The sequence below is a fragment of the Streptomyces sp. NPDC104202 genome, assembly GCF_055584185.1.
In genome coordinates this window covers 48,377-69,841 of record NZ_JBVJMN010000032.1, presented here as the reverse complement: position 1 = coordinate 69,841, position 21,465 = coordinate 48,377, and the positions used below count along the sequence as shown (strand labels likewise).

At 72.2% G+C, this 21,465-nt stretch carries 19 protein-coding genes; 15 read left to right on the top strand and 4 right to left on the bottom strand.

Annotated elements, in window-relative coordinates:
* Window positions 1–82: 82 nt before the first annotated feature.
* From ACZ60W_RS21170 to ACZ60W_RS21105, 14 genes are all read left to right on the top strand, one after another.
* A complete protein-coding gene (locus tag ACZ60W_RS21170; RefSeq protein WP_469756874.1) occupies window positions 83–2,056 on the top strand; it encodes a sensor histidine kinase in 1,974 nt (657 codons plus the stop codon).
* Window positions 2,057–2,127: 71 nt separating this feature from the next.
* Window positions 2,128–2,736, top strand: a complete 609-nt coding sequence (locus tag ACZ60W_RS21165) for a response regulator transcription factor (protein ID WP_366305793.1) — start codon at window positions 2,128–2,130, stop codon at window positions 2,734–2,736.
* 113 nt (window positions 2,737–2,849) lie between these two features.
* A complete protein-coding gene (locus tag ACZ60W_RS21160) occupies window positions 2,850–3,626 on the top strand; it encodes an alpha/beta fold hydrolase (protein WP_469756873.1) in 777 nt (258 codons plus the stop codon).
* A gap of 101 nt (window positions 3,627–3,727) precedes the next feature.
* A complete protein-coding gene (gene cysC, locus ACZ60W_RS21155) occupies window positions 3,728–4,312 on the top strand; it encodes an adenylyl-sulfate kinase (protein WP_469756872.1) in 585 nt (194 codons plus the stop codon).
* Window positions 4,309–5,247, top strand: a complete 939-nt coding sequence (gene cysD, locus ACZ60W_RS21150) for a sulfate adenylyltransferase subunit CysD (RefSeq protein WP_469756871.1) — start codon at window positions 4,309–4,311, stop codon at window positions 5,245–5,247. Before cysC ends, cysD begins: the two co-directional genes overlap by 4 nt.
* A gap of 2 nt (window positions 5,248–5,249) precedes the next feature.
* On the top strand, window positions 5,250–6,578 hold the full coding sequence (locus ACZ60W_RS21145; RefSeq protein ID WP_469756870.1) for a sulfate adenylyltransferase subunit 1: 1,329 nt from the start codon (window positions 5,250–5,252) through the stop codon (window positions 6,576–6,578).
* On the top strand, window positions 6,578–7,690 hold the full coding sequence (locus ACZ60W_RS21140; protein ID WP_469756869.1) for an aliphatic sulfonate ABC transporter substrate-binding protein: 1,113 nt from the start codon (window positions 6,578–6,580) through the stop codon (window positions 7,688–7,690). The genes ACZ60W_RS21145 and ACZ60W_RS21140 overlap by 1 nt, the downstream gene beginning before the upstream one ends.
* 39 nt (window positions 7,691–7,729) lie before the next feature.
* Entirely contained in the window at window positions 7,730–8,605 is an 876-nt protein-coding gene (locus ACZ60W_RS21135; protein WP_469756868.1) for an ABC transporter ATP-binding protein, read from the top strand.
* A complete protein-coding gene (locus ACZ60W_RS21130; protein WP_469756867.1) occupies window positions 8,592–9,488 on the top strand; it encodes an ABC transporter permease in 897 nt (298 codons plus the stop codon). The genes ACZ60W_RS21135 and ACZ60W_RS21130 overlap by 14 nt, the downstream gene beginning before the upstream one ends.
* A gap of 394 nt (window positions 9,489–9,882) precedes the next feature.
* Window positions 9,883–10,209 (top strand): TcmI family type II polyketide cyclase, encoded by a 327-nt coding sequence (locus ACZ60W_RS21125; protein WP_366310151.1) that lies wholly within the window; start codon window positions 9,883–9,885, stop codon window positions 10,207–10,209.
* Window positions 10,206–11,480 carry a beta-ketoacyl-[acyl-carrier-protein] synthase family protein gene (locus tag ACZ60W_RS21120; RefSeq protein WP_469756866.1) on the top strand — a complete coding sequence of 425 codons (1,275 nt, stop codon included), beginning with the start codon at window positions 10,206–10,208 and terminating at the stop codon, window positions 11,478–11,480. The genes ACZ60W_RS21125 and ACZ60W_RS21120 overlap by 4 nt, the downstream gene beginning before the upstream one ends.
* Window positions 11,477–12,697 carry a ketosynthase chain-length factor gene (locus tag ACZ60W_RS21115; protein WP_469756865.1) on the top strand — a complete coding sequence of 407 codons (1,221 nt, stop codon included), beginning with the start codon at window positions 11,477–11,479 and terminating at the stop codon, window positions 12,695–12,697. Before ACZ60W_RS21120 ends, ACZ60W_RS21115 begins: the two co-directional genes overlap by 4 nt.
* A 31-nt stretch (window positions 12,698–12,728) precedes the next feature.
* Complete coding sequence (locus ACZ60W_RS21110; protein ID WP_469756864.1) at window positions 12,729–14,513, top strand: ABC transporter ATP-binding protein; 1,785 nt, start codon at window positions 12,729–12,731, stop codon at window positions 14,511–14,513.
* A gap of 91 nt (window positions 14,514–14,604) precedes the next feature.
* Window positions 14,605–16,542, top strand: a complete 1,938-nt coding sequence (locus ACZ60W_RS21105) for a multicopper oxidase family protein (protein ID WP_469756863.1) — start codon at window positions 14,605–14,607, stop codon at window positions 16,540–16,542.
* Window positions 16,543–16,631: 89 nt separating this feature from the next.
* Here the strand turns inward: ACZ60W_RS21105 and ACZ60W_RS21100 are convergent, their stop codons facing one another.
* From ACZ60W_RS21100 to ACZ60W_RS21090, 3 genes are all read right to left on the bottom strand, one after another.
* Window positions 16,632–17,033, bottom strand: a complete 402-nt coding sequence (locus tag ACZ60W_RS21100; protein ID WP_366310141.1) for a GNAT family N-acetyltransferase — start codon at window positions 17,031–17,033, stop codon at window positions 16,632–16,634.
* Entirely contained in the window at window positions 17,017–18,291 is a 1,275-nt protein-coding gene (gene purB, locus ACZ60W_RS21095; protein WP_469756862.1) for an adenylosuccinate lyase, read from the bottom strand. The genes ACZ60W_RS21100 and purB overlap by 17 nt, the downstream gene beginning before the upstream one ends.
* 65 nt (window positions 18,292–18,356) lie before the next feature.
* Complete coding sequence (locus ACZ60W_RS21090) at window positions 18,357–18,620, bottom strand: hypothetical protein (protein ID WP_469756890.1); 264 nt, start codon at window positions 18,618–18,620, stop codon at window positions 18,357–18,359.
* Between the two features lie 248 nt (window positions 18,621–18,868).
* Here ACZ60W_RS21090 and ACZ60W_RS21085 point away from each other — a divergent pair, with 248 nt between their 5' ends.
* Window positions 18,869–20,050, top strand: a complete 1,182-nt coding sequence (locus ACZ60W_RS21085; protein ID WP_469756861.1) for a glycosyltransferase — start codon at window positions 18,869–18,871, stop codon at window positions 20,048–20,050.
* 302 nt (window positions 20,051–20,352) lie between these two features.
* Here the strand turns inward: ACZ60W_RS21085 and ACZ60W_RS21080 are convergent, their stop codons facing one another.
* The gene (locus ACZ60W_RS21080; protein ID WP_469756860.1) at window positions 20,353–21,426 is read right to left on the bottom strand and encodes a glycosyltransferase; all 1,074 of its coding nucleotides are present in this window, start codon (window positions 21,424–21,426) and stop codon (window positions 20,353–20,355) included.
* Between the last annotated feature and the right edge of the window lie 39 nt (window positions 21,427–21,465).

Here is a 21,465-nt window from a genome sequence, read left to right as displayed (position 1 = left end):
ATCACCGGCGGTATTCAGGGGGGTACTCGGGCGGTCGCCTGTGCTCTCGTCCACCGCTGGTCGGACTAGGAGGCGCGCGCTGATGCTCGACGCACCCCAGGGCGAGGACGACCCGGACGACGCGTGTGGGGTGCAGGCATCACGCATGGCGCTCCAGGTCACCCTCGGAACGCTCGCCGGGCACACCGTCGTCACCGCACTGGCCGTCCATGACGAGAACCCGGGCCCCGGCAGGCTGGCGTTACTCGCCGTCTGCATGGCGGCCGTCCTCGCCCTGCAGTACGCGCACTCCACCCGCAGACCCCGGGCCTGGCCCGCCCGCATCCGCGCGATGACCCTCTCCGCGCAGGCCGTCGTCACCTTCCTCCCGCTCGTCTGGCTCGGAATGCCCTGGGGCGCCATGGCCGGACTGCTCGCCGGCTCCGTCCTCCTGACCGTCCCGGGCCGCCCCCGCTGGCCGCTCTACGCCGGGGTGGTCGCGGCCATCGTCGCCGCCGTCGTCGCCCTCGCGGGACCCGACAAGGCCGCCTACGGATTCGGCGCCACGCTGCTCGCCAGCCTCATCATCTACGGGGTCAGCTCCCTCTCCGACCTGGTCGCCGAACTGCGCGACACACGGCGCGAGTTGGCCGGAATGGCCGTCATCCAGGAGCGTCTCAGGGTCGCCCACGACCTGCACGACCTGCTCGGCTACAGCCTCTCGGCGATCGCCCTGAAGAGCGAGCTGGGCTACCGGCTGCTCCCGACGGCGCCCGACCGGGCCCGGTCCGAGGTCGCCGAGGTGCTCGGCATCGCCGGCGAGGCCCTGGCCGACGTGCGGGTCGTCGCCACCGGCTACCGGGACATGTCCCTCGCCGCGGAGGCCGAGTCCGCGCTCTCCGTCCTCTCCGCCGCGCAGATCGAGGCGGAGGCCGACCTCGCCTGCGGTCCGCTGGAGCGGGAGGTCGACACCGTCCTCGCCATCGTGCTGCGCGAGGCCGTCACGAACGCGCTGCGGCACAGCAAGGCACAGCACTGCCTGATCACCGCCGGCCGCGAGGGCGGGACGGTCTTCCTGCGGATCCGCAACGACGGCGTCGGCGAGGCGAGTCTCGACACGCTGCCCGACGGCGGCAGCGGGCTGGGGAACCTGACGACCCGGCTGCGCGGCATCGGCGGGGAGCTGAGCGGCGGCGCGGTCGACGACGGCTGGTTCGAGGTCGTCGCCCGCACCCCGGCCGTCCCGCGCCGGGAGGAACGTCGGGCCGAGCCGGAGCCGGAGGAGCAGCGGAAGGCCGCCCGGCCCTGGGCCCCGCGGATGGCGCGGGCCATGCTGCTCGCGGTCCTCGCCGGCTACACGCTCATCACCGTGATCAACGTGGCGGCCACGACGACCTCGGGGCCCGCCGTCCTCGCCTTCCTCGGCTGCCTCGCCGTGGTGGTGGCGGTGCAGCTGCAGCTCTCGCTGCGCCGCTCGCAGAACTGGCCCGCGTACGCGCGGGCGGTCGGCCTGGGGGTCCTCGCCGCGGCCACGTACGCGCCGCTGCTGTGGCTCGACGGGCCGTGGGGGTCGATGGCCGGGTTCCTTGCCGGATCGTTCCTCTTCTCCCTGGGCGGGAAGCTCAGGTGGGTGTTGTACGCGGCCTCGGTCGCCGTCGTGGTCCCGGTGGGGGTGGCCGCGGGCGACTCGCTGTACGAGATCGTCTACGAGACGGACTCGTCGCTGATGGCGGGCCTGGCCGTCTACGCGTTCACCGCGCTGTACCGGCTGGTCACCGAACTGCACGAGGCCAGGGGCGCGCTGGTGCGGATGGCGGTCGCACGCGAACGCCTGATCGTGGAGCGCGAGTTGCACCAGGTGCTGGGGTCGAGCCTCTCCGAGGTCACGATGAAGTGCGCGCTCATCCACCGCCTGCTCCCCCGCTCGCCGGGGCCGGCCCAGGAGGAGCTGACGACGGTGCTCGACATCGCGCGTCAGGCGCTCGCCGACGTCCGTCTGGTGGCCCGCGGATACCGCGGTCTGTCATCGGAACGCGACCCGGAGTACTCGATCGTGCATTCGGGCGCCCCGAACTGACGGTTCACGGGTATTTTAAGGCGCATTGCATACCTTCAAGGAAGGTAAAAGGGGGATAAGTGGAGAATCGGGTGATCAGAATTCTCCTTGCCGAGGACATGCACATGGTGCGAGGAGCGCTGGTCGCGCTGCTCGAACTGGAGCCCGACCTGGAGGTCGTCGGCGTGGTGGACCGGGGCGATCTGATCGTCCCGACCGCGCTGGAGTGCCGCCCGGACGTGGCCGTCATGGACGTGGACCTGCCGAACATGGACGGGCTCACGGCAGCGGAGACCCTGCACGATCTGCTTCCGGACTGCCGCACCCTCATCATGACGGGCCTCGGGCGTCCGGGTCTGCTGCGCAGGGCGATGGCCGCGCGCGTCTCGGGGTTCCTCCTCAAGGACTCCCCGGCCGAAGGTCTGGCCCAGGCGGTCCGGGAGGTGGCCGCGGGCCGCAGGGTGATCAATCCTCAGATCGCCATGAGCGCGTGGGACATCGGCGAGAACCCCCTGTCCGAACGCGAGACGGAGGTCCTCGGCATGGCCGCGCAGGGCGACGAGCCCAGCGAGATCGCCGCCAAGCTGCATCTGTCGATCGGCACGGTACGCAACTACCTGACGACCACCGTGATGAAGCTGAACGCGCGCAACCGGCTCGACGCCGTCCGCATCGCCACCGAGGCGGGCTGGCTGTCCTGACGGACGCGGGCCGCCACCCGCGACCGGTCCTCGACCGGTGATCCAGCGACGCGCTCGAAGATGCCGACATACGGCGAGGTGAGAGCACCTCCGGTCGGCATGAGGAGTGCGAGATGCGCAAGGTCGTTTCCCGGGACGGCACGACGATCGCCTACGAGAAGGCGGGCGAAGGCCCGCCCCTCGTGCTTCTCAACGGGTCGTTCCGCGACCACACGATCTTCGACGCCCTCGTGCCCGAACTGACGCCGCACTGCACGACGTACGTCTACGACCGCCGCGGGCGCGGCCAGAGCGGTGACGCACCCGAGTACGCCGTCGAGCGGGAGATAGAGGACCTGCTGGCCGTCATCGAGGCGGCCGGCGGCGAGGCGGTGGTGTTCGCCGGGTCCTCCGGCGCGAACCTCGCCATCGAGGCGGCGCTCGCCGGAGCCCCGATCACCAAGCTCGCCCTGCACGAGCCCTTCTTCCGCGTCGGCGGATTCCCCAAGCCGGTGTGGAACTTCGCGAAGACGCTCCGGGTCCTGCTCGCCGAGGACCGGCGCGACGAGGCCGTCGAGCACTTCCTCGGCGGCTTCCTCGGCTTCACCCCCGACACCATCGCCGAGTGGCGCAAGGGCCCGATCTGGGCGATGAACGAGGCGAACGCCCACACCCTCGCGTACGACACGCTGATCTGCGGCGACTACAGCGTCCCGGTCGAGCGGCTCGCCGGCTACCGCACCGAGACCCTCGTCCTCAACAGCGACCACACCAGCGCCTGGCTGCGGGCCGCGGCGCAGGCGACGGTGGAGGCGCTGCCCCACGGCCGCGGGCTCGAACTGCCCGGCTCCTGGCACCGGATCGACATGGACGTGCTCGGCCGGACCCTCGCCGAGTTCGCCCGCGCCTGAGGAGCTCCGCGACCTTCCGGGGGCTCCCGGCGCCGTCCGTCCACGGGCCGCGCGCACGGCGGAGCCCCCGCCGCCACCTCACATTCGGGGAGAACATCGCCGTGACCACAGCTCACGCCCGGGCCGCCGGGGACACCGCGGCCGCGGCCCGCGCGCGCGGTGCCACCGTGTGGCTCACCGGGCTGCCCAGCTCCGGGAAGACCACCCTCGCCCGGACCCTCGCCGGGCGGCTGCGCGCCGAGGGCCACCAGGTCGAGGTGCTCGACGGTGACGAGATCCGCGCGTTCCTCTCGGCCGGCCTCGGCTTCACACGGGAGGACCGGCACACCAACGTCACCCGGATCGGCTTCGTGGCCCAGCTGCTGGCCGCGCACGGCGTGAAGGTCCTGGTGCCCGTCATCGCCCCGTACGCCGACTCCCGCGCCGCCGTCCGCGCCCGGCACGACGCCCGGGGCACCGAACTCGTCGAGGTCCACGTCGCCACCCCCGTCGGGCTCTGCTCGGCGCGCGACGTCAAGGGCCTCTACGCCCGGCAGGCCGCGGGCGAGATCTCCGGCCTCACCGGCGTCGACGACCCCTACGAGGCACCGGAGAACCCGGAGCTGCGCATCCAGACACAGGGCCGCTCGGTCGCGGAGTCCGCCGCCGAGCTGCACACCTTCCTGACCGAGAGGGGCCTGGCATGACGACCGCGACCCGGCGTCCGACCGAGGCGTCGGAGAACCCCTTCGCACTGTCGCACCTGGACTCCCTGGAGGCGGAGTCCGTGCACATCTTCCGCGAGGTGGCGGGCGAGTTCGAGCGGCCGGTGATCCTCTTCTCCGGTGGCAAGGACTCGATCGTCATGCTGCACCTGGCGCTCAAGGCGTTCGCGCCGGCGCCGGTCCCCTTCGCGCTGCTGCACGTCGACACCGGGCACAACTTCCCCGAGGTCCTCGCCTACCGCGACCGCGTGGTGGCCGCGCACGGACTGCGGCTCCACGTCGCCTCCGTCCAGGAGTTCATCGACGCCGGCAAGCTGCGCGAGCGTCCCGACGGCACCCGCAACCCGCTGCAGACCGTGCCGCTCCTCGACGCCATCGACACCCACCGCTTCGACGCCGTCTTCGGCGGCGGCCGCCGCGACGAGGAGAAGGCCCGCGCCAAGGAGCGGGTCTTCTCGCTGCGCGACGAGTTCGGCGCCTGGGACCCGCGCCGCCAGCGCCCCGAACTGTGGTCCCTCTACAACGGCCGGCACTCGCCCGGCGAGCACGTCCGCGTCTTCCCGCTCTCCAACTGGACCGAGCTGGACGTCTGGCAGTACGTCGAGCGCGAGGCCATCGAACTGCCGGAGATCTACTACGCCCACGAGCGCGAGGTCTTCGCCCGCGACGGGATGTGGCTGACGGCCGGCGCCTGGGGCGGGCCGAAGGAGACCGAGCGGGTCGAGAAGCGGCTGGTCCGCTACCGCACCGTCGGCGACATGTCCTGCACCGGCGCCGTCGACTCCGACGCCGCCACCGACGCGGACATCATCGCCGAGATCGCCGCCAGCCGCCTCACCGAGCGCGGCGCCACCCGGGCCGACGACAAGCTCTCCGAGGCCGCCATGGAAGACCGCAAGCGCGAGGGGTACTTCTAGCCGTGACCACCACGTCCGTCACCACCACCCAGGAGGCCCCCGCCGCCTCGCTGCTGCGCTTCGCCACCGCCGGCTCCGTCGACGACGGCAAGTCCACCCTGGTGGGCCGGCTCCTGCACGACTCCAAGTCCGTGCTCGCCGACCAGCTGGAGGCCGTCGAGCACGCCTCCCGCAAGCGGGGCCAGGAGGCGCCCGACCTGGCGCTGCTCACCGACGGCCTGCGGGCCGAGCGCGAGCAGGGCATCACCATCGACGTGGCCTACCGCTACTTCGCGACCGCCCGCCGCCGGTTCATCCTCGCCGACACCCCCGGGCACGTGCAGTACACCCGGAACATGGTCACCGGCGCCTCCACCGCCGAGCTCGCCGTCGTCCTCGTCGACGCCCGCAACGGCGTCGTCGAGCAGACCCGCCGCCACGCCGCCGTCGCCGCCCTGCTGCGCGTCCCCCACGTCGTCCTCGCCGTGAACAAGATGGACCTCGTCGACTACGCCGAGCCCGTCTTCGCCGCCATCGCCGAGGAGTTCACCACCTACGCCGCCGAGCTCGGCGTCCGGGACGTGGTGGCCATCCCGCTCTCCGCGCTCGCCGGCGACAACGTCGTGGAGCCCTCCGCCCACATGGACTGGTACGGCGGCCCCACGCTCCTGGAGCACCTGGAGACCGTGCCGGTCGGCGGCGACCCGGCCGGGGAGCCCGCGCGGTTCCCCGTCCAGTACGTGATCCGCCCCCAGACGGCCGAGCACCCCGACTACCGGGGCTACGCGGGTCAGCTGGCCTCCGGGGTGCTGCGGGTCGGCGACCCGGTCACCGTCCTGCCCTCCGGGCGCACCACCACCGTCGCGGGCCTCGACGCCCTCGGCAGGGAGGCGGACACCGCCTGGGCCCCGCAGTCCGTCACCGTCCGGCTCGCCGACGACATCGACGTCTCCCGCGGCGACCTCATAGCCGCCGGCCACCGGACCCCGGTGCCGACCAAGGACGTCGAGGCCAGCGTCTGCCACCTCGACGAACGCCCGCTGCGCGTGGGCGCGAAGGTGCTCCTGAAGCACACCACCCGGACCGTGCGGGCCCTGGTCAAGGACATCTCGTACCGCATCGACATCGGCACCCTCGAACGGCGCCCCGGCGCCGAGGGACTGCACGGCAACGACATCGGACGCGTGGTGCTGCGCACCGCCGAGCCGCTGGTCCTCGACAGCTACACGGACAACCGCCGCACCGGCTCCTTCCTGCTGATCGACCCGGCCGACGGCACCACCCTCACCGCCGGCATGGCGGGCGAGGCGTTCGGGGCCGTCCGCGCGCCCGGCGACGGGGACCGGTTCTGATGCGAGGCCCCTTCCGGCGGGCGGCCGCACGGGCCGCCGCCGCGGCCTTGGCCGCCGCCGCCCTGCTCTCCTCCTGCGGATACGGCTCCCGGGCCGAGGGCCCCGGACCCGAGGCACCGGTCGCCGCCGCCGGGGCGGGGCCGCGGCTCTCCGCCGACACCGTGCGGATCGGCTACTTCGCCAACCTCACCCACGGCACCGCCCTGGTGGGCCTGCGCACCGGACTGTTCCGGAAGGAGCTGGGGGCGACCCGGATCCGCACCCAGGTCTTCAACGCCGGCCCGTCGGCGATCGAGGCGCTCAACGCGGACGCCGTCGACCTCGCCTGGGTCGGCCCCTCCCCCGCGATCAACGGCTACACCCGCTCCGGCGGCAAGGCCCTGCGCATCGTGGGCGGTTCGGCGTCCGGCGGCGTGAAGCTGGTCGTGAACCCCGCCAGGATCGCCACCCCGGACGACCTCCGGGGCAAGCGGATCGCCACCCCGCAGCTGGGCAACACCCAGGACGTCGCCCTCCTCCACTACCTGGCGGGCCGCGGCCTGCGGGTCGACCCGGCCTCCGGCGCCGGGGACGTCGGCGTCGTCCGCACCGACAACAAGGTGACGCCCGGCGCCTACGCGTCCGGGGCGATCGACGGTGCCTGGGTGCCCGAGCCGACCGCCTCCCGGCTGGTCGCGCTCGGCGCGAAGGTGCTGCTCGACGAGAGGTCCCTGTGGCCGGGCGGCCGCTTCGTCATCACGAACATCGTCGTCTCGCAGCGGTTCCTGACCGCCCACCCGGACGTCGTGGAGGCCGTGCTGCGGGGATCGGTGGCCGCCAACGCGTACATCGCCGCCCACCGCGAGCAGGCGAAGGCCGACGCCGACGCCCGGATCGCGCAGGACACCGGCAAGGCGCTGGACCCGGCCGTCCTCGACCCGGCCTGGCGGAGCATCGACTTCCTCGACGACCCCCTGGCCGGCACCCTCCGGGCCCAGGCCGACCACGCGGTCGCCGCGGGCCTGATCGAGGACCCCGACCTCGCCGGGATCTACGACCTGACCCTGCTCGACAAGGTGCTGAAGGCGGCGGGCCGACCCGCCGTGACGGACGCCGGGCTCGGCGCCCGGTAGCGCTCCCGTACCCCGACCATCCCGCAGGAGGTGTCCGGCATGACCACGGCACTGACCACCCCGCAGAACGCCCCGGAGGACGCCCCGGAGGGGGCACCGCCCGGAACGCCGGCGACGGCCCCGGCGGACGCGCCCGGCCGCGGTCCGCGGGCGGACGCCCCGGCCGGTCCGCCCGCCGTCCGCCTCGCGCACGTCTCCAAGACGTTCGGCCGCCCGGGCGCGGCCCCTCCGGTGCTCGACGACATCAGCCTGGACGTCGCCCCGGGCGAGTTCGTCACCCTGGTCGGCGCCTCCGGCTGCGGCAAGTCCACCCTGCTCAACCTGGTGGCCGGCCTCGACGAGCCGAGCTCCGGGACGATCGAGGTGCCCGGGCCCCGTCCGGCCCTGATGTTCCAGGAGCACGCCCTGTTCCCGTGGCTGACCGCGGGCGGCAACATCGAGCTGGCGCTGCGCCTGGCCGGGGTCCCGCGCGGGGAGCGCCGGGCCGAGGCCGAGCGGCTGCTCGAACTCGTCCGGCTCGGCGGCGCGCACGCCAGGCGGCCGCACGAGCTGTCCGGCGGGATGCGCCAGCGCGTCGCGCTGGCCCGCTCGCTCGCGCAGGGCGGCGGGGTGCTGCTGATGGACGAGCCGTTCGCCGCGCTCGACGCGATCACCCGGGACGTGCTGCACGAGGAGATCACCCGGATCTGGCAGGAGCAGGGGCTGACCGTCCTGTTCGTCACCCACAACGTCCGCGAGGCCGTCCGGCTGGCCCAGCGCGTCGTCCTGCTCTCCTCGCGGCCCGGCCGGATCGCGCGGGAGTGGCGGATCGACCTGCCGCCGTCGCAGCGCGCCGACTCGGCCCGGGCCGCCGAGCTGACCACCGACATCACCGAGCACCTCCGTGGGGAGATCCGCCGCCATGTCCCGCAGTGACACCCTCCGCCCCCCGGCGCCGGTGGACGACTTCGCCGGCGTCGGGGCCGGTCTCGACGCGCTGGAGACCGTGCGGACGCCGCGCACCGCGCCGGGCCGGGTGCTGCGGGAGAAGGTGCTGCCGCCGGTGCTGGGCGCCGTGCTGGTGCTCGGGGCCTGGCAGCTCGCGTACAGCCTGCGTCTGACCACCCCCGACAAGCTGCCGAGCCCGGCGGCGGTCTGGGCGGCGCTGACCGATCTCTGGTACCGCGGCACGCTGTTCTCGATCATCTGGACCAGCGTCTGGCGCGGTCTGTCGGGCTTCCTGGTGGCCGTCGCGATCGGGACGCCCATCGGTCTGCTCGTCGCCCGGGTGAAGCCGGTGCGGGCCGCCTTCGGGCCGGTGCTCTCCGGTCTCCAGTCGCTGCCGTCGGTGGCCTGGGTGCCGGCCGCCGTGATCTGGCTGGGCATCGACGACTCCGCCATGTACGCGGTGATCCTGCTGGGCGCGGTGCCGTCGATCGCCAACGGGCTGATCGCCGGCGTCGACCAGGTGCCGCCGCTGTTCCTGCGGGCCGGCCGCACGCTCGGCGCGACGGGGCTGCGGGGTGCCCGGCACGTGCTGCTGCCGGCCGCGCTGCCCGGCTACCTGGCGGGGCTCAAGCAGGGCTGGGCGTTCTCCTGGCGGTCGCTGATGGCCGCCGAGCTCATCGCGTCCTCGCCCGACCTGGGGCTCGGCCTCGGCCGCTACCTGGAGAACCAGCGGGAGTTCTCCGACATGGCCGGCGTCCTCCTGGGCATCCTGCTGATCTTCGTCGTCGGGGTGGCGGTGGACCTCCTGGTCTTCGCCCCCGTCGAGCGCAGGGTGCTGCGCGCCCGGGGGCTGCTGCTCGCCGCGCAGTAATTCCGGTGTGCCAGCCGAAAAGGGGCGGTTCCTTCGGGGAACCGCCCCTTTCGCGTCTCTCCGTCGCCTTCTCCAGCGGAATTCGATACACCTCCGACCCCCTCTTGAGGGACATCGCACAAGGTGGCGGTGGGTGGTTCCCGGCGAATGGAGATTGACATGGGCGCGAGGCTCAGATCCGCCATGCGATCCCTATCGAAGAACTTCGGTGAGGGCCTGATGTGGATGGGTTTTGCGTGGAGCGGAATGTATCCCCCCTACGACGGGAGGGACTTCGGGATCCCGCTTGCCGACCAGCCCTGCCTGCCACCGCTGTCGGAAGAGGAGCTCGCCACATGGGCGGCACTGGTCAAGCATCTGCGATAGGCGCAGCAAATCATCGAGGAGGCGGTCAATGCACAGCAATCTGATAGTGGCCAGAATGGATTCTCGTTCGAGTGCTGACGTGGCTCGGCTTTTCGCTGCTTTCGACGAGACCGACATGCCGCACCGCATGGGGACTCGGCGACGTCAGCTGTTCATGTACAACGGTCTGTACTTCCACCTTCAGGACTTCGACGACGACAACGGCGGCGAGCTCATCGAACAGGCGAAGAGCGATCCGCGTTTCGTCGGGATCAGCCAGGACCTGAAGCCGTTCATCGAGGCGTACGACCCGGCGACCTGGCGCTCCCCCGCGGACGCCATGGCGAAGCGGTTCTACACGTGGGAGTCGGCGTGACCGGCCGGCGCGTGGTCATCACCGGTGTCGGGGTCACGGCCCCGGGCGGCATCGGGACCAAGAACTTCTGGAGCCTGCTCAGCGAGGGCCGGACGGCGACCCGGGGGATCACCTTCTTCGACCCCACGCCGTTCCGCTCCCGCGTGGCGGCCGAGATCGACTTCGACCCGTACGAGCACGGGCTGACCCCGCAGGAGATCCGGCGCACCGACCGGGCCGCCCAGTTCGCGCTGGTCACGGCCCGCGAGGCGATGGCGGACAGCGGTCTGGAGCTCGGCGCGGTCGAGCCGCACCGGGTGGCCGTCGCGGTCGGCAGCGCCGTGGGCGCCACGATGGGCCTGGACGAGGAGTACCGGGTCGTCAGCGACGGCGGCCGGCTCGACCTCGTCGACCACGAGTACGCGGTCCCCCACCTCTACAACTACTTCGTGCCGAGCTCCTTCGCCGCCGAGGTCGCCTGGGCGGTCGGTGCCGAGGGCCCCTCGACCGTGGTGTCCACCGGATGTACCTCGGGCATCGACTCGGTCGGCTACGCGGCCGAGCTGATCCGCGACGGCTCGGCCGACGTGGTCGTCACCGGTGCCACCGACGCGCCGATCTCGCCGATCTCCGTGGCGTGCTTCGACGCGATCAAGGCGACCACCCCGCGCAACGACGACCCGGAGCACGCCTCCCGGCCCTTCGACCTGACGCGCAACGGCTTCGTCCTCGGTGAGGGCGCCGCGATGTTCGTGCTGGAGGAGCTGGAGTCCGCGCGCCGCCGCGGAGCCCACATCTACGCCGAGATCGCCGGCTACGCGAGCCGGTGCAACGCCTTCCACATGACCGGACTGCGCCCCGACGGCCGGGAGATGGCCGAGGCCATCCGCTCGGCGCTCGACGAGGCGAGGCTCGCCCCGGAGGCCGTCGACTACATCAACGCGCACGGTTCGGGCACCAAGCAGAACGACCGCCACGAGACGAGCGCCTTCAAGCGCAGCCTCGGCGAGCACGCCTACCGCACGCCCGTGAGCTCGATCAAGTCGATGGTCGGGCACTCGCTCGGCGCGATCGGCTCGATCGAGATCGCCGCCTCCGTCCTGGCCATGGAGAACCACGTGGTACCCCCGACTGCGAACCTGCACAAGCCCGACCCCGAATGCGACCTCGACTACGTGCCGCGGACCGCGCGCGACTGGCGGACCGACGCGGTACTGACCGTCGGCAGCGGGTTCGGCGGTTTCCAGAGCGCGATGGTCCTCGCCCGACCGGACAGGAACACGACGGCATGAGCACCCAGGTCGTGGTGACCGGCATCGGCATCGTCTCCCCCAACGGCTTCGGCGTGGAGGAGTACTGGGACGCCACCCGCGCGTCCAGGAGCGGCATCGGCCGCATCACGCGCTTCGACCCGGAGCGCTATCCCTCGAAGCTGGCCGGCGAGGTGGACGGCTTCGAGGTCAAGGAGCACCTGCCGAGCCGGCTCATCCCCCAGACGGACCGGATGACCCAGCTGGCGCTGGTCGGCGCCGAGCACGCCCTCGGCGACGCCGGGGTGAGCACGGAGGAGGCCGACGAGTACGGCATGGGCGTGATGACCGCCAGTACCTCCGGCGGCTTCGAGTTCGGCCAGGACCAGCTGAAGAACCTGTGGAGCCAGGGCAGCCAGTACGTCAGCGCGTACCAGTCCTTCGCCTGGTTCTACGCGGTCAACACCGGCCAGATCTCCATCCGGCACGGGCTGCGCGGCCCCAGCGGCGTGGTCGTCAGCGACCAGGCCGGCGGGCTCGACGCCCTGGCGCACGCGCGCCGGCTGGTGCGCAAGGGCAGCGACCTGATCCTGTCCGGCGGTGTCGACGCCGCCATCTGCCCGTGGGGGTGGGTGGCGCAGCTGACCACCGGGGAGCTGAGCACGGACGAGCGGCCCGACCGCGCGTACCTGCCCTTCGACGCCGACGCGTCCGGGTACGTGCCCGGCGAGGGCGGCGCCCTGCTGATCCTGGAGGACGCCGAGGCCGCCCGCCGGCGCGGCGCGACCCGGGTCTACGGGGAGATCCTCGGCTACGGCTCGACGTTCGACCCGGCGCCGGACAGCGGCCGGGAGCCGACCCTGCGCAAGGCCGTCGAGGTCGCGCTGGCCGACGCCGGTCTGACCGCGGGCGACATCGACGTCGTCTTCGCGGACGCGGCGGGCACGCGCGAGCTGGACCGGATCGAGGCGGCGGCGATCACCGAGGTCTTCGGGCCGCGGGGGGTCCCCGTCACGGCGCCCAAGACCATGACGGGCCGGCTGGGTTCGGGGGCCGCGCCCCTGGACGTCGCCACCGCCTTCCTGGCCATGCGGGACGGGGTGATCCCTCCGACGGCGAACGTCACCCTCTCCCCCGACTACGACCTGGACCTGGTCACCGAGGCGCGGCCGGCCCCCGTGGCCACGGCGCTCGTCCTGGCGCGGGGCCGCGGCGGGTTCAACTCCGCCGTCGTCGTCCGCTCCGTCGACTGGAACTGACCGAAGAGAGCCGAAAGAGAAGGAGACCAGGGTGAGCACCACCGGGTCGGCCACCGCTCATCTCCCCGTCCAGAAACGCCGCATCCTCGGGCTCTTCCGCCCGTACCGGAGGAGCCTGCTGTTCGTCGCGTCGCTGGTCGTGGGCTCGTCCCTGGTCTCCCTCGTCAACCCGTTCCTGATCCGCGAGATCATGGACGTGGCGCTGCCGCAGGGCCGGACCGGGCTGCTGTCCGTACTCGCGCTCGGCATGATCGTCGTGTCGATCGCCACCAGCACGTTCAACGTCTGGCAGACGCACGTGTCCGCCAAGATCGGCCAGCTCGTCATGCACGACCTGCGCACGGGTGTCTACGCGCATCTCCAGCGCATGTCGCTGGCCTTCTTCACCCGGACCCGCACCGGCGAGGTGCAGTCCCGCATCGCCCACGACATCGGGGGGATGCAGGTCACCGTCACGACCACGGCGACGGCGCTGGTGTCGGACGTGACCATCGTGATCGCCACGACCACCGCCATGGCGCTGCTCGACTGGCGGCTGACGATCGCGTCGCTGGTCATCCTGCCGGCGTTCGTCTGGGTCAGCCGGCACGTCGGCGACGAGCGCCGGGTCATCACCCGCGACCGCCAGCGGCAGTTCGCCGACCTGTCGTCGATCGTGCAGGAGTCCCTGTCGGTCAGCGGGGTCATGCTGGGGCACACCATGGGCCGGTCGCGGTCGCTGACGGACAACTTCGCGGCGCAGTCCCGCAAGCTCACCGAGATCGAGGTCCGGGCGAGCACGGCCGGCCTCTGGTACCAGTCGACGATCTGGGTCGTCATGGCCTCGATGCCCGCGGTCATCTACTGGGTCGCGGGACTGACCGGGACCGGCGGCCACATGGCCATCTCGATCGGCGCGCTGGTCGCCTTCACCACGCTCCAGCAGGCCCTGTTCCGCCCGGCGCAGCGGCTGCTGACCATCGGGATCGACCTGCAGAGCTCGCTGGAGCTGTTCGGCCGGATCTTCGAGTACCTCGACCTGCCGGTCGACGTCGCCGAGCCGGAGAAGCCGGTCGAGCCGACGGAGCTGCGGGGCGAGGTGCGGATGAGCGGCATCGGCTTCTCGTACGCCTCCGCGGAGCGGCCGACGCTCGACGGGATCGACGTGACGGTGCCCGCGGGGCGCAGCCTCGCCATCGTCGGGGAGACCGGCTCGGGCAAGACCACGCTGAGCTACCTGATCCCGCGGCTGTACGACCCGACGTCGGGCACGGTCACGATCGACGGGGTCGACGTGCGCGACCTGTCGTTCGCGACGCTCTCCGCGACGGTCGGGGTGGTCTCCCAGGAGACGTACCTCTTCCACGCGACAGTGGCCGACAACCTTCGGTTCGCGAAGCCGGGGGCGACCGACGAGGAGCTGGTCGCGGCGGCGCGGATCGCGCACATCCACGACTATCTGGTGTCGCTGCCGGACGGCTACGACACGGTGGTCGGCGAGCGCGGCTACCGGTTCTCGGGCGGGGAGAAGCAGCGGCTCGCGATCGCCCGCGCCATCCTGCGCGACCCGCCGATCCTGGTCCTCGACGAGGCGACCAGCGCCCTGGACACCCAGACCGAGCAGGCGGTTCAGGAGGCGATCGACGCGGCGAGCGCCGGCCGCACCACCATCACGGTGGCCCACCGGCTGTCCACCATCCGGGACGCGGACGAGATCGTCGTCCTCGACCGGGGGCGGGTCGCCGAGCGCGGCACCCACGACGAACTGCTCGCCCTCGGCGGTCACTACGCGACCCTCGTCAACCGGGACACCGAGATGGCGGTGGCGCTGCGGTAGGGCGGCACCCAAACACAAGCGGAAGAGGAATGGCCGGAAAGTTGCAGCCGGGCTCGACCGCGACGTGAGCGGACGTTCCTAGCTTCCCCGCATGGAACCGACACATCCCGAAAGAAACGACCTTCCCGGACCGAACCGGCGCACGGTGCTGCGCTACGGCTCCGTCGCCGGCCTGGCCGCCATGGCCGCCGCGGTCCCCGGCTTCACCAGGCCGGGGGCCGCGGCCGTAGCCGCCCCCGGCGCGCCCGAGCCGTCGGCCGCCGGGCTGATGCTGACGAAGTTCAGGGACCCGCTGCGGATGCCGCCGGTGCTCCGGCCCCGGCAGCGCGGCGACCACGACGAGCTCACCGTCCGCATGCGCACCGCCGACGTCACGCTGCACTCCGAGCTCCCGCCGGTGACGATGTGGACCTACGAGGGCGCCTACCCCGGCCCGACCATCGAGACCGTCAGCGGCCGGCCGCTCCGGGTCGCCTGGGAGAACCACCTCACCGGCGACATACCGGTGACCGCCGTCGACTTCGGCCAGGCCAAGGGCCCGATGACGGACCCGCTCTCCAACTACCCCGGCGCGGAGGGCTGCCAGGAGGTCGCCGGGGTGGCGGCGATGCCCCCGTGGGGCGCCGCGCACCTGCACGGCATGCTGACCGGCGGCGGCAACGACGGCTGGATGGAGAACCTGATCGGCCCCGGGGACGTCCAGCTGTCGGCGTACCCGAACGCCCAGGCCGCGACCACCCTCTGGTATCACGACCACACCCACCACCTCAGCCGGTACAGCGTGTACGCCGGACTGGCCGGGGTGTTCCTCTCGCGCAACGACGAGGAGCGGGCGCTCGACCTGCCGCGGGGCGCGCAGGACGTGCCGCTGATGCTCGCGGACCGCAACTTCGCGACGGACGCCTCGGGCGCGCTGACCGGCCGGCTGCTCCACAAGGTGGAGATGGTCGGCGCGCAGCGGCTGATGCGCCCGCACGCGGCGCCGTACACCCTGGTCAACGGGGTGATCTGGCCCTATCTGGAGGTCGACCCGCGCTGGTACCGGTTCCGGATCGTCAACACCGCGAACTCCCGGATCTACCGGCTGATGCTGCTCGCCGACGGCGTGCCGGTGCCGGGCGCGCTCCAGGTGATCGGCACCGACCACGGCCTGATCGACCGGCCGCGGGCGGTCGAGGGGGCGCTCAACCTCTCGCCCGGCGAACGCGCCGACGTGCTCGTCGACTTCAGCGCCTTCCGCGGACGGACGCTGAAGCTGGTCAACACCCTCCAGGGCGTCGCGCCCGGCGCGTCCGACCGGCGCAACGACCTCCTGGAACCCGACGTCATGCAGTTCCGCGTCGCCGACCGGAAGCCCTCGAAGCGGTTCGCGCTGCCGGCGGCCCTCTCGCCCACCTTCCGGCGGCTCACCCACGACGACCTGCCGCAGGAGCACGGCCACCGCTGGATCGTGACGGTCGGCCCCGGCACGGGCAACATGCCGGAGCTGTGGGAGATGGAGGAGATCGACCCGGCCGGCCTCGTCCTCCCCGCCGCCGGGGTCGTCCAGGTCCAGGACGCCGAGGGGACCGTGACGACGCTGCGCCGGACGTCGATGACGTACGACGACGGCAACACGATCACCGTGGCGCACGACGGCACGGAGATCTGGAAGTACCTCAACCTCACCGCCGCGCCGCATCCCATGCACATCCACCTGGCGCACTTCCAGGTGATGTCCCGGGAGAGCTACGACATCACCGGCTTCGACCGGATCGCCCGCGGCTCGGCCCGGCCGATCGCCTTCAAGGCGGTGTCGGCGCTCGAACCCCACGAGCTCGGCGAGAAGGACGTCGTGCGGGTGGGCACGGCGGGCCAGATCGTGCCGGGCCCCAACGGCACGCCGGGCGAACTGGTCACCGTGGCCGTCCGGTTCCCCGTCGTCGGCCGGGGCGTCCACCACTGCCACATGCTGGAGCACGAGCAGCACATGATGCGTCCCCTCGTGGTGACGCCCGCCGCGCACCTGCACGGCGGCGGCCACCACTGAGGAGGCCGGCCGGCGGGCGCGGGGCCCGTCGGGGACGTGCCGGTGCCCGCGCCGGGGGACGGACGCGGGCACCGGCGGACGGGGGCGGCTCAGGGGTTCAGGACCCAGGCCGACCGGTGGGCGGTGAAGCCGATGTGCGGGTAGTACTCGGCCGCCGCGGGCGCGGAGAGCAGGACGATCTTGGCCGTCGGCGCCTCCTTGCGGGTGGCGTCGATGAGCTCGCGGCCGATGCCCGAACGCTGGTGGTCGCGGACCACGGCGATGTCGGACAGATAGGTCACGTAGGAGAAGTCCGAGACGCTGCGGGCGATGCCCACCAGCTCGCCGTCGACGCGGCAGGTGACGACCAGGTTGGCGTTGCGCACCATGGCCGCCATGCGCTCGGTCTCCTCGATCGGCCGGCGCTCGCCGAGACCCGACTCGCGGTAGACCCGCAGAACGTCCCCGAGGTCGAGGTCGGGGCCGTTCTCCCGCTCAATGCTCCAGCTCACGAAGGTTCTCCAACCGCTTGTAGATGACGTCGTGGTGTACCAGGTAGCGCTCGGGCCCGACGGGGTCGGTCTCGATCCCCTCCAGCCTGAGCAGGGTGAAGAAGTCCTCGCCGTTCGCGGCGTCCTGGATCATGCGGTAGGTCTTCTCCCGCTCGCTGCCGCTGCTCTCCAGGAGATCGGCGAGGACCGCGGAGCTGTAGGCGAGTCCGCCCGTCTGGTCGATCGCGGACCGCATCCGGTCCGGGAACACCTGGAGGTCCCGGACGAGGTCCGCCGCGGCGGTCACCTGGTAGTGCGCGACGGTGAACGCGTCCGGCAGGACGACCCGTTCGACCGACGAGTGGGAGAGGTCCCGCTCGTGCCAGAGCGCCACGTTCTCCAGCATCGTCCCGGCGTACCCGCGGAGCAGCCGGGCGAGGCCGGAGAGCCGCTCGCTGGTCGTCGGGTTCCGCTTGTGGGGCATGGCGCTCGACCCCTGGTAGGCGGCCGTGCGGGGCTCCTCCACCTCGCGGACCTCGCTGCGGGAGAGCAGCCGGACCTCGACGGCGATCTGCTCGACGCAGGCGCCGAGGACGGCGATCGCCTGGACGAGCTGGGCGTGCCGGTCACGGGCCACGACCTGGCTCGGCGCCGGCTCCACGCCGAGGCCGAGCGCCGCGCACACGTGCTGCTCGACGAAGGGGTCGATCAGCGCGTACGTCCCGACGGAGCCGGAGATCGTGCCCACCGCGACCTGCTCCCGCGCGTCCACCAGACGCCGTACCGAGCGGTCGACCGCGAAGGCGAAGCCGGCGAGCTTGTGGCCGAACGTGGTGGGTTCGGCGTGCATGCCGTGGGTGCGCCCGATGCACGCCGTGTCCCAGTGCTCGACCGCCTTGTCGGCCAGCACCCCGCGCAGCCGCCCGGCCGCGCCGATCAGGAGGTCGCAGGCCCGGGCCAGCGTGTGGCCGAGGGCCGTGTCCACCAGGTCATAGCTCGTCATCCCGAGGTGCACCCACCGGGCGGAGTCGTCCGGCAGGTCCTCGCAGAACGCGGCGAGGAAGGAGAGGATCTCGTGGTCCCGCTCACGCTCCAGCTCCGCCACGCGCGCCGCCGCCGGCACCCTGGCCCGCCGGATGTCCTCCAGCGCGGCCTCGGGAACCCGCCCGAGCAGCGCCTGGGCCTCCGAGGCCAGGACCTCGACCTCGGCCCAGGTGGTGTAGCGGGCCTGGTCGGACCAGAGCTCCGCCATCTCGGGCAATGCATAACGGGCAATCACGACCGTCGTACCTCCTCAGGAATGGCCACGGGCCCGCCGGGGCGACGGCGCGGCGCACCGGGTTTTCAGGCGACCTTGCGGACGATCTCCACGACGCCGGAGTTCACGAGGGTCGTGACGTCGGCGTCGCCGCCGGCGAGGGCCAGGTCCATGTCGTGCAGACGCTCGACGATGCCGTGGACGACCTTCTCGGTGTGGGTCTCCTCGGTGCCCTCCCAGATCAGGTCCGGGAAAACGGTCAGATACACCTTGTCGTTGCCCTGCGTGTAGATGTTGACTTCCATGACGTCCCGGAGAGCCATTCGGGCGTTGTAGATCAGCGTGTTCATGGAGACCACCGACTTTCTGTATCCGCTTTTTAAGAGGCTTTCTCGCCTGCACGTCCTGACCATATGGTGGTCAGGACCCGGTGCGGCGGCAACAGGGTCGAGTGTTCACCGTGTTCAACTGCGCGAAATCCGCAATCGAACGCTCTCGCCTTTTCGAGGCTGTTTGACAGAAAAAGCGCGCGCTGTGGAACATCGGTGCTGTTCACAAATACGTCAGGCCGCGTCTCACGAAAAGCATCCGGAGTGCCATGAAAATCCTGTTCATCACCACGGGCAGCCAGGCCACCTTCTACGCCGCCGCACCGCTGGCGACGGCCGCACGGAACGCGGGTCACCAGGTCATGCTGGCCGCCCACGAACCGTGGGTGGATACCGCGGAGGCCATCGGAATTCCCACGTTCTGCTACACGGTCGACCCGATCCGGCACTTCATGCGGATCACCAACCCCGGCAAGGGTCTGCGGTTCCCCCGTGAGCTCGGTGACGAGGAGATGTTCGGCCAGGGCCGCGGCTTCGCCCGCATGGGCCTGGCCGGCGTCGAGTCCCTCCTCGCGCTCTCGAAGGACTGGACCCCCGACGTCATCGTCGGCAGCTCGCAGAGCTACGCGGCGATGCTGCTCGCCGCGCACCTCAAGGTCCCGTACGTCCGTCAGGTCGAGTACCTGGGCATCCCGCTCACCGGCATCGACCCGGGTGCGGAGGCGGAGCTCCGTCCCGAGCTGGAGCGCCTGGGCGTGGACGGGCTGCTCAAGCCCGACCTGCTCCTCGACTCCACCCCGCCGTCGCTGCGGCCGTCCCACGACCCGTCGGCCCAGCCGATCCGCTGGATCCCCAGCAACCCGCAGCGCCGCCTGGAGCGCTGGATGTACACGAAGCCGGAGGGCCGGCGCCGTGTGCTCGTGACCTCGGGCTTCCGCAGCCTGATGTTCCGTGACCCGGGCTGGTCCATGCCGCTGCTGGTCAGCGAGCTGAACAAGCTGGGGGCCGAGGTGCTCATCGCCGCCTCCCCCGGTGCCGCCGAACGCTTCGGCGGTCAGCTGGGCGACGCCCGCGTCGGCTGGATCCCGATGGACGTCGCCGCGGCCACCTGTGACCTGGCGGTCCACCACGGTGGCGCGACCACGGCCACGACCCTGATGGCCAACGGCGTGCCGCAGCTGATCATCCCGGAGAACCCCCCGGAGTTCCCCCCGAACTACCACCGGGAGTCGATCGCCAGGGCGATCACCGGGTTCGGCGCCGGCAAGACCCTGTGGCCGGTGCAGGAGCAGCCCGACCAGGCGCCCGGCGCGACGATCGCGGCCGCCTGCAAGGAGCTCCTGGAGAACCCCAGCTACACGGAGCGGACGCAGTTCCTCGCCAAGGAGATCTCCACGCTGCCGACGCCCGCCGAGATCGTGCCCAAGCTGGAGTCCCTCGTCTCCCGCTGATCACGCCTCCCGGCGACGCCCCTCGCCCCGGGACCCCGGAGAACCCCTCCGACGGTCCCGGGGCGACGTGCGTTCCCGGCGTCGGGACGCCACGGGGCGGGGGCCTCGGGACTTCAGGGCTTCAGGGCTTCAGGGCGTCGGGGCGTCAGGGCTCCACGGGTACGCGGGGATACGGGCACGCGGGGAAGCGGGAGTACGGGGACGCGGGGACGTGGGCCGGGAGCGCGTGTCCGGCCCGGCGGGGTACGCGGAAGGGCCGGACGGTCGTCCTGACCGTCCGGCCCTTCCGTGGGGTTCCGTCCTCAGGAGGCGACGAGGGCCTCCAGGTCGCGCAGCACCTCGGAGGGCGTCGGCAGCTGCGCGGCCTCCGCGGCGAGGAGCCGGGTCCGCTCCGCGTAGCCGGGGTCGTCGAGGATCGTGCGGCAGGACTCGACGATCACCTCGTCCGCGTCGCGGCCGGCGAGCCGGTGCTTGTCGACCATGAGCGCGGCGCCGAAGGCGGCCACCGACTCGGCGACGGCCTTGCCGTACCCGTTGTCGGGGATGATCACCTGCGGGACGCCCGAGTTGACCAGGGTCATCGCGGTGGTCGCGCCGCCGTGGTGGACCGCCAGGTCGCACGTGGGGGCGACGACGTCGAGGGGGAGCCAGCCGATGCGCACGTCGCCGAGCTCGGCCCCGTACTTCTCGGCGGCCTCGGGCAGCGCCGCGATGAGGACCTCGGCGCCGGTGCCGGCCAGCTCCTCCACCAGCTTCCGCAGCGAGCTGCCGGGCGTGTCCAGCATCAGGTTGCGGGTGCCGGCCGTGATCAGCACCCGGCGGCGGCCCTCGGGGCGGGTGTACATCCACGGCTCCAGGCGGCGCTGGCTCACCCGGGGGACCCAGCGCATCGACCGGGCGGCGGGGGCGCCTTCGGGCCGGATGGGCGGCGGGCAGAGGTCGATGAAGAGGTCCGGGTCCGGCAGTTCGGCCAGGCCCAGGCGCTCCAGCTCCGGCTGGAGCTCGGCCACCGCGGTGCGGTCGCGGCGCGCCATCGGGGCGATGTGCCAGATGTGGCGGACGTAGGGGATCCCGAGCCGGGCCGCGAGGAGCCGCGGGACGTGCGAGAGGCCGCCGACGACGAGGTCGGGCTTCCAGGAGCCGGCCAGGTCCAGGAGGGCGTCGAGCCGGACGGTGGCGGTCATGGACTCCTGGCCGTACCGCATGCGTTCGGGGGTGATGCAGACGGCGGGGAGGCCGACGGAGGCCGCGGCGTCCATCAGCGGCTCGTCGGCGGCGAGGAGGATCTCGTGGCCCGCGTTCCGCGCGGCCGCGGCGAGGGGGGCGACGCCGAAGACGGCCGCCTGGCTGCCTCCGACGGTGAACAGTATTTTCATGGAGGTCGAACCTCTTCCGTGAGAATGCGGATCAGTTGA

Coding starts and splice junctions, on each gene's coding strand:
- ACZ60W_RS21090 (WP_469756890.1), bottom strand. CDS start 18,620: ATGAACACGCTGATCTACAACGCCCGAATGGCTCTCCGGGACGTCATG.
- ACZ60W_RS21130 (WP_469756867.1), top strand. CDS start 8,592: ATGTCCCGCAGTGACACCCTCCGCCCCCCGGCGCCGGTGGACGACTTC.
- ACZ60W_RS21140 (WP_469756869.1), top strand. CDS start 6,578: ATGCGAGGCCCCTTCCGGCGGGCGGCCGCACGGGCCGCCGCCGCGGCC.
- ACZ60W_RS21125 (WP_366310151.1), top strand. CDS start 9,883: ATGCACAGCAATCTGATAGTGGCCAGAATGGATTCTCGTTCGAGTGCT.
- ACZ60W_RS21085 (WP_469756861.1), top strand. CDS start 18,869: ATGAAAATCCTGTTCATCACCACGGGCAGCCAGGCCACCTTCTACGCC.
- ACZ60W_RS21105 (WP_469756863.1), top strand. CDS start 14,605: ATGGAACCGACACATCCCGAAAGAAACGACCTTCCCGGACCGAACCGG.
- cysD (WP_469756871.1), top strand. CDS start 4,309: ATGACGACCGCGACCCGGCGTCCGACCGAGGCGTCGGAGAACCCCTTC.
- ACZ60W_RS21160 (WP_469756873.1), top strand. CDS start 2,850: ATGCGCAAGGTCGTTTCCCGGGACGGCACGACGATCGCCTACGAGAAG.
- ACZ60W_RS21135 (WP_469756868.1), top strand. CDS start 7,730: ATGACCACGGCACTGACCACCCCGCAGAACGCCCCGGAGGACGCCCCG.
- ACZ60W_RS21170 (WP_469756874.1), top strand. CDS start 83: ATGCTCGACGCACCCCAGGGCGAGGACGACCCGGACGACGCGTGTGGG.
- ACZ60W_RS21115 (WP_469756865.1), top strand. CDS start 11,477: ATGAGCACCCAGGTCGTGGTGACCGGCATCGGCATCGTCTCCCCCAAC.
- ACZ60W_RS21080 (WP_469756860.1), bottom strand. CDS start 21,426: ATGAAAATACTGTTCACCGTCGGAGGCAGCCAGGCGGCCGTCTTCGGC.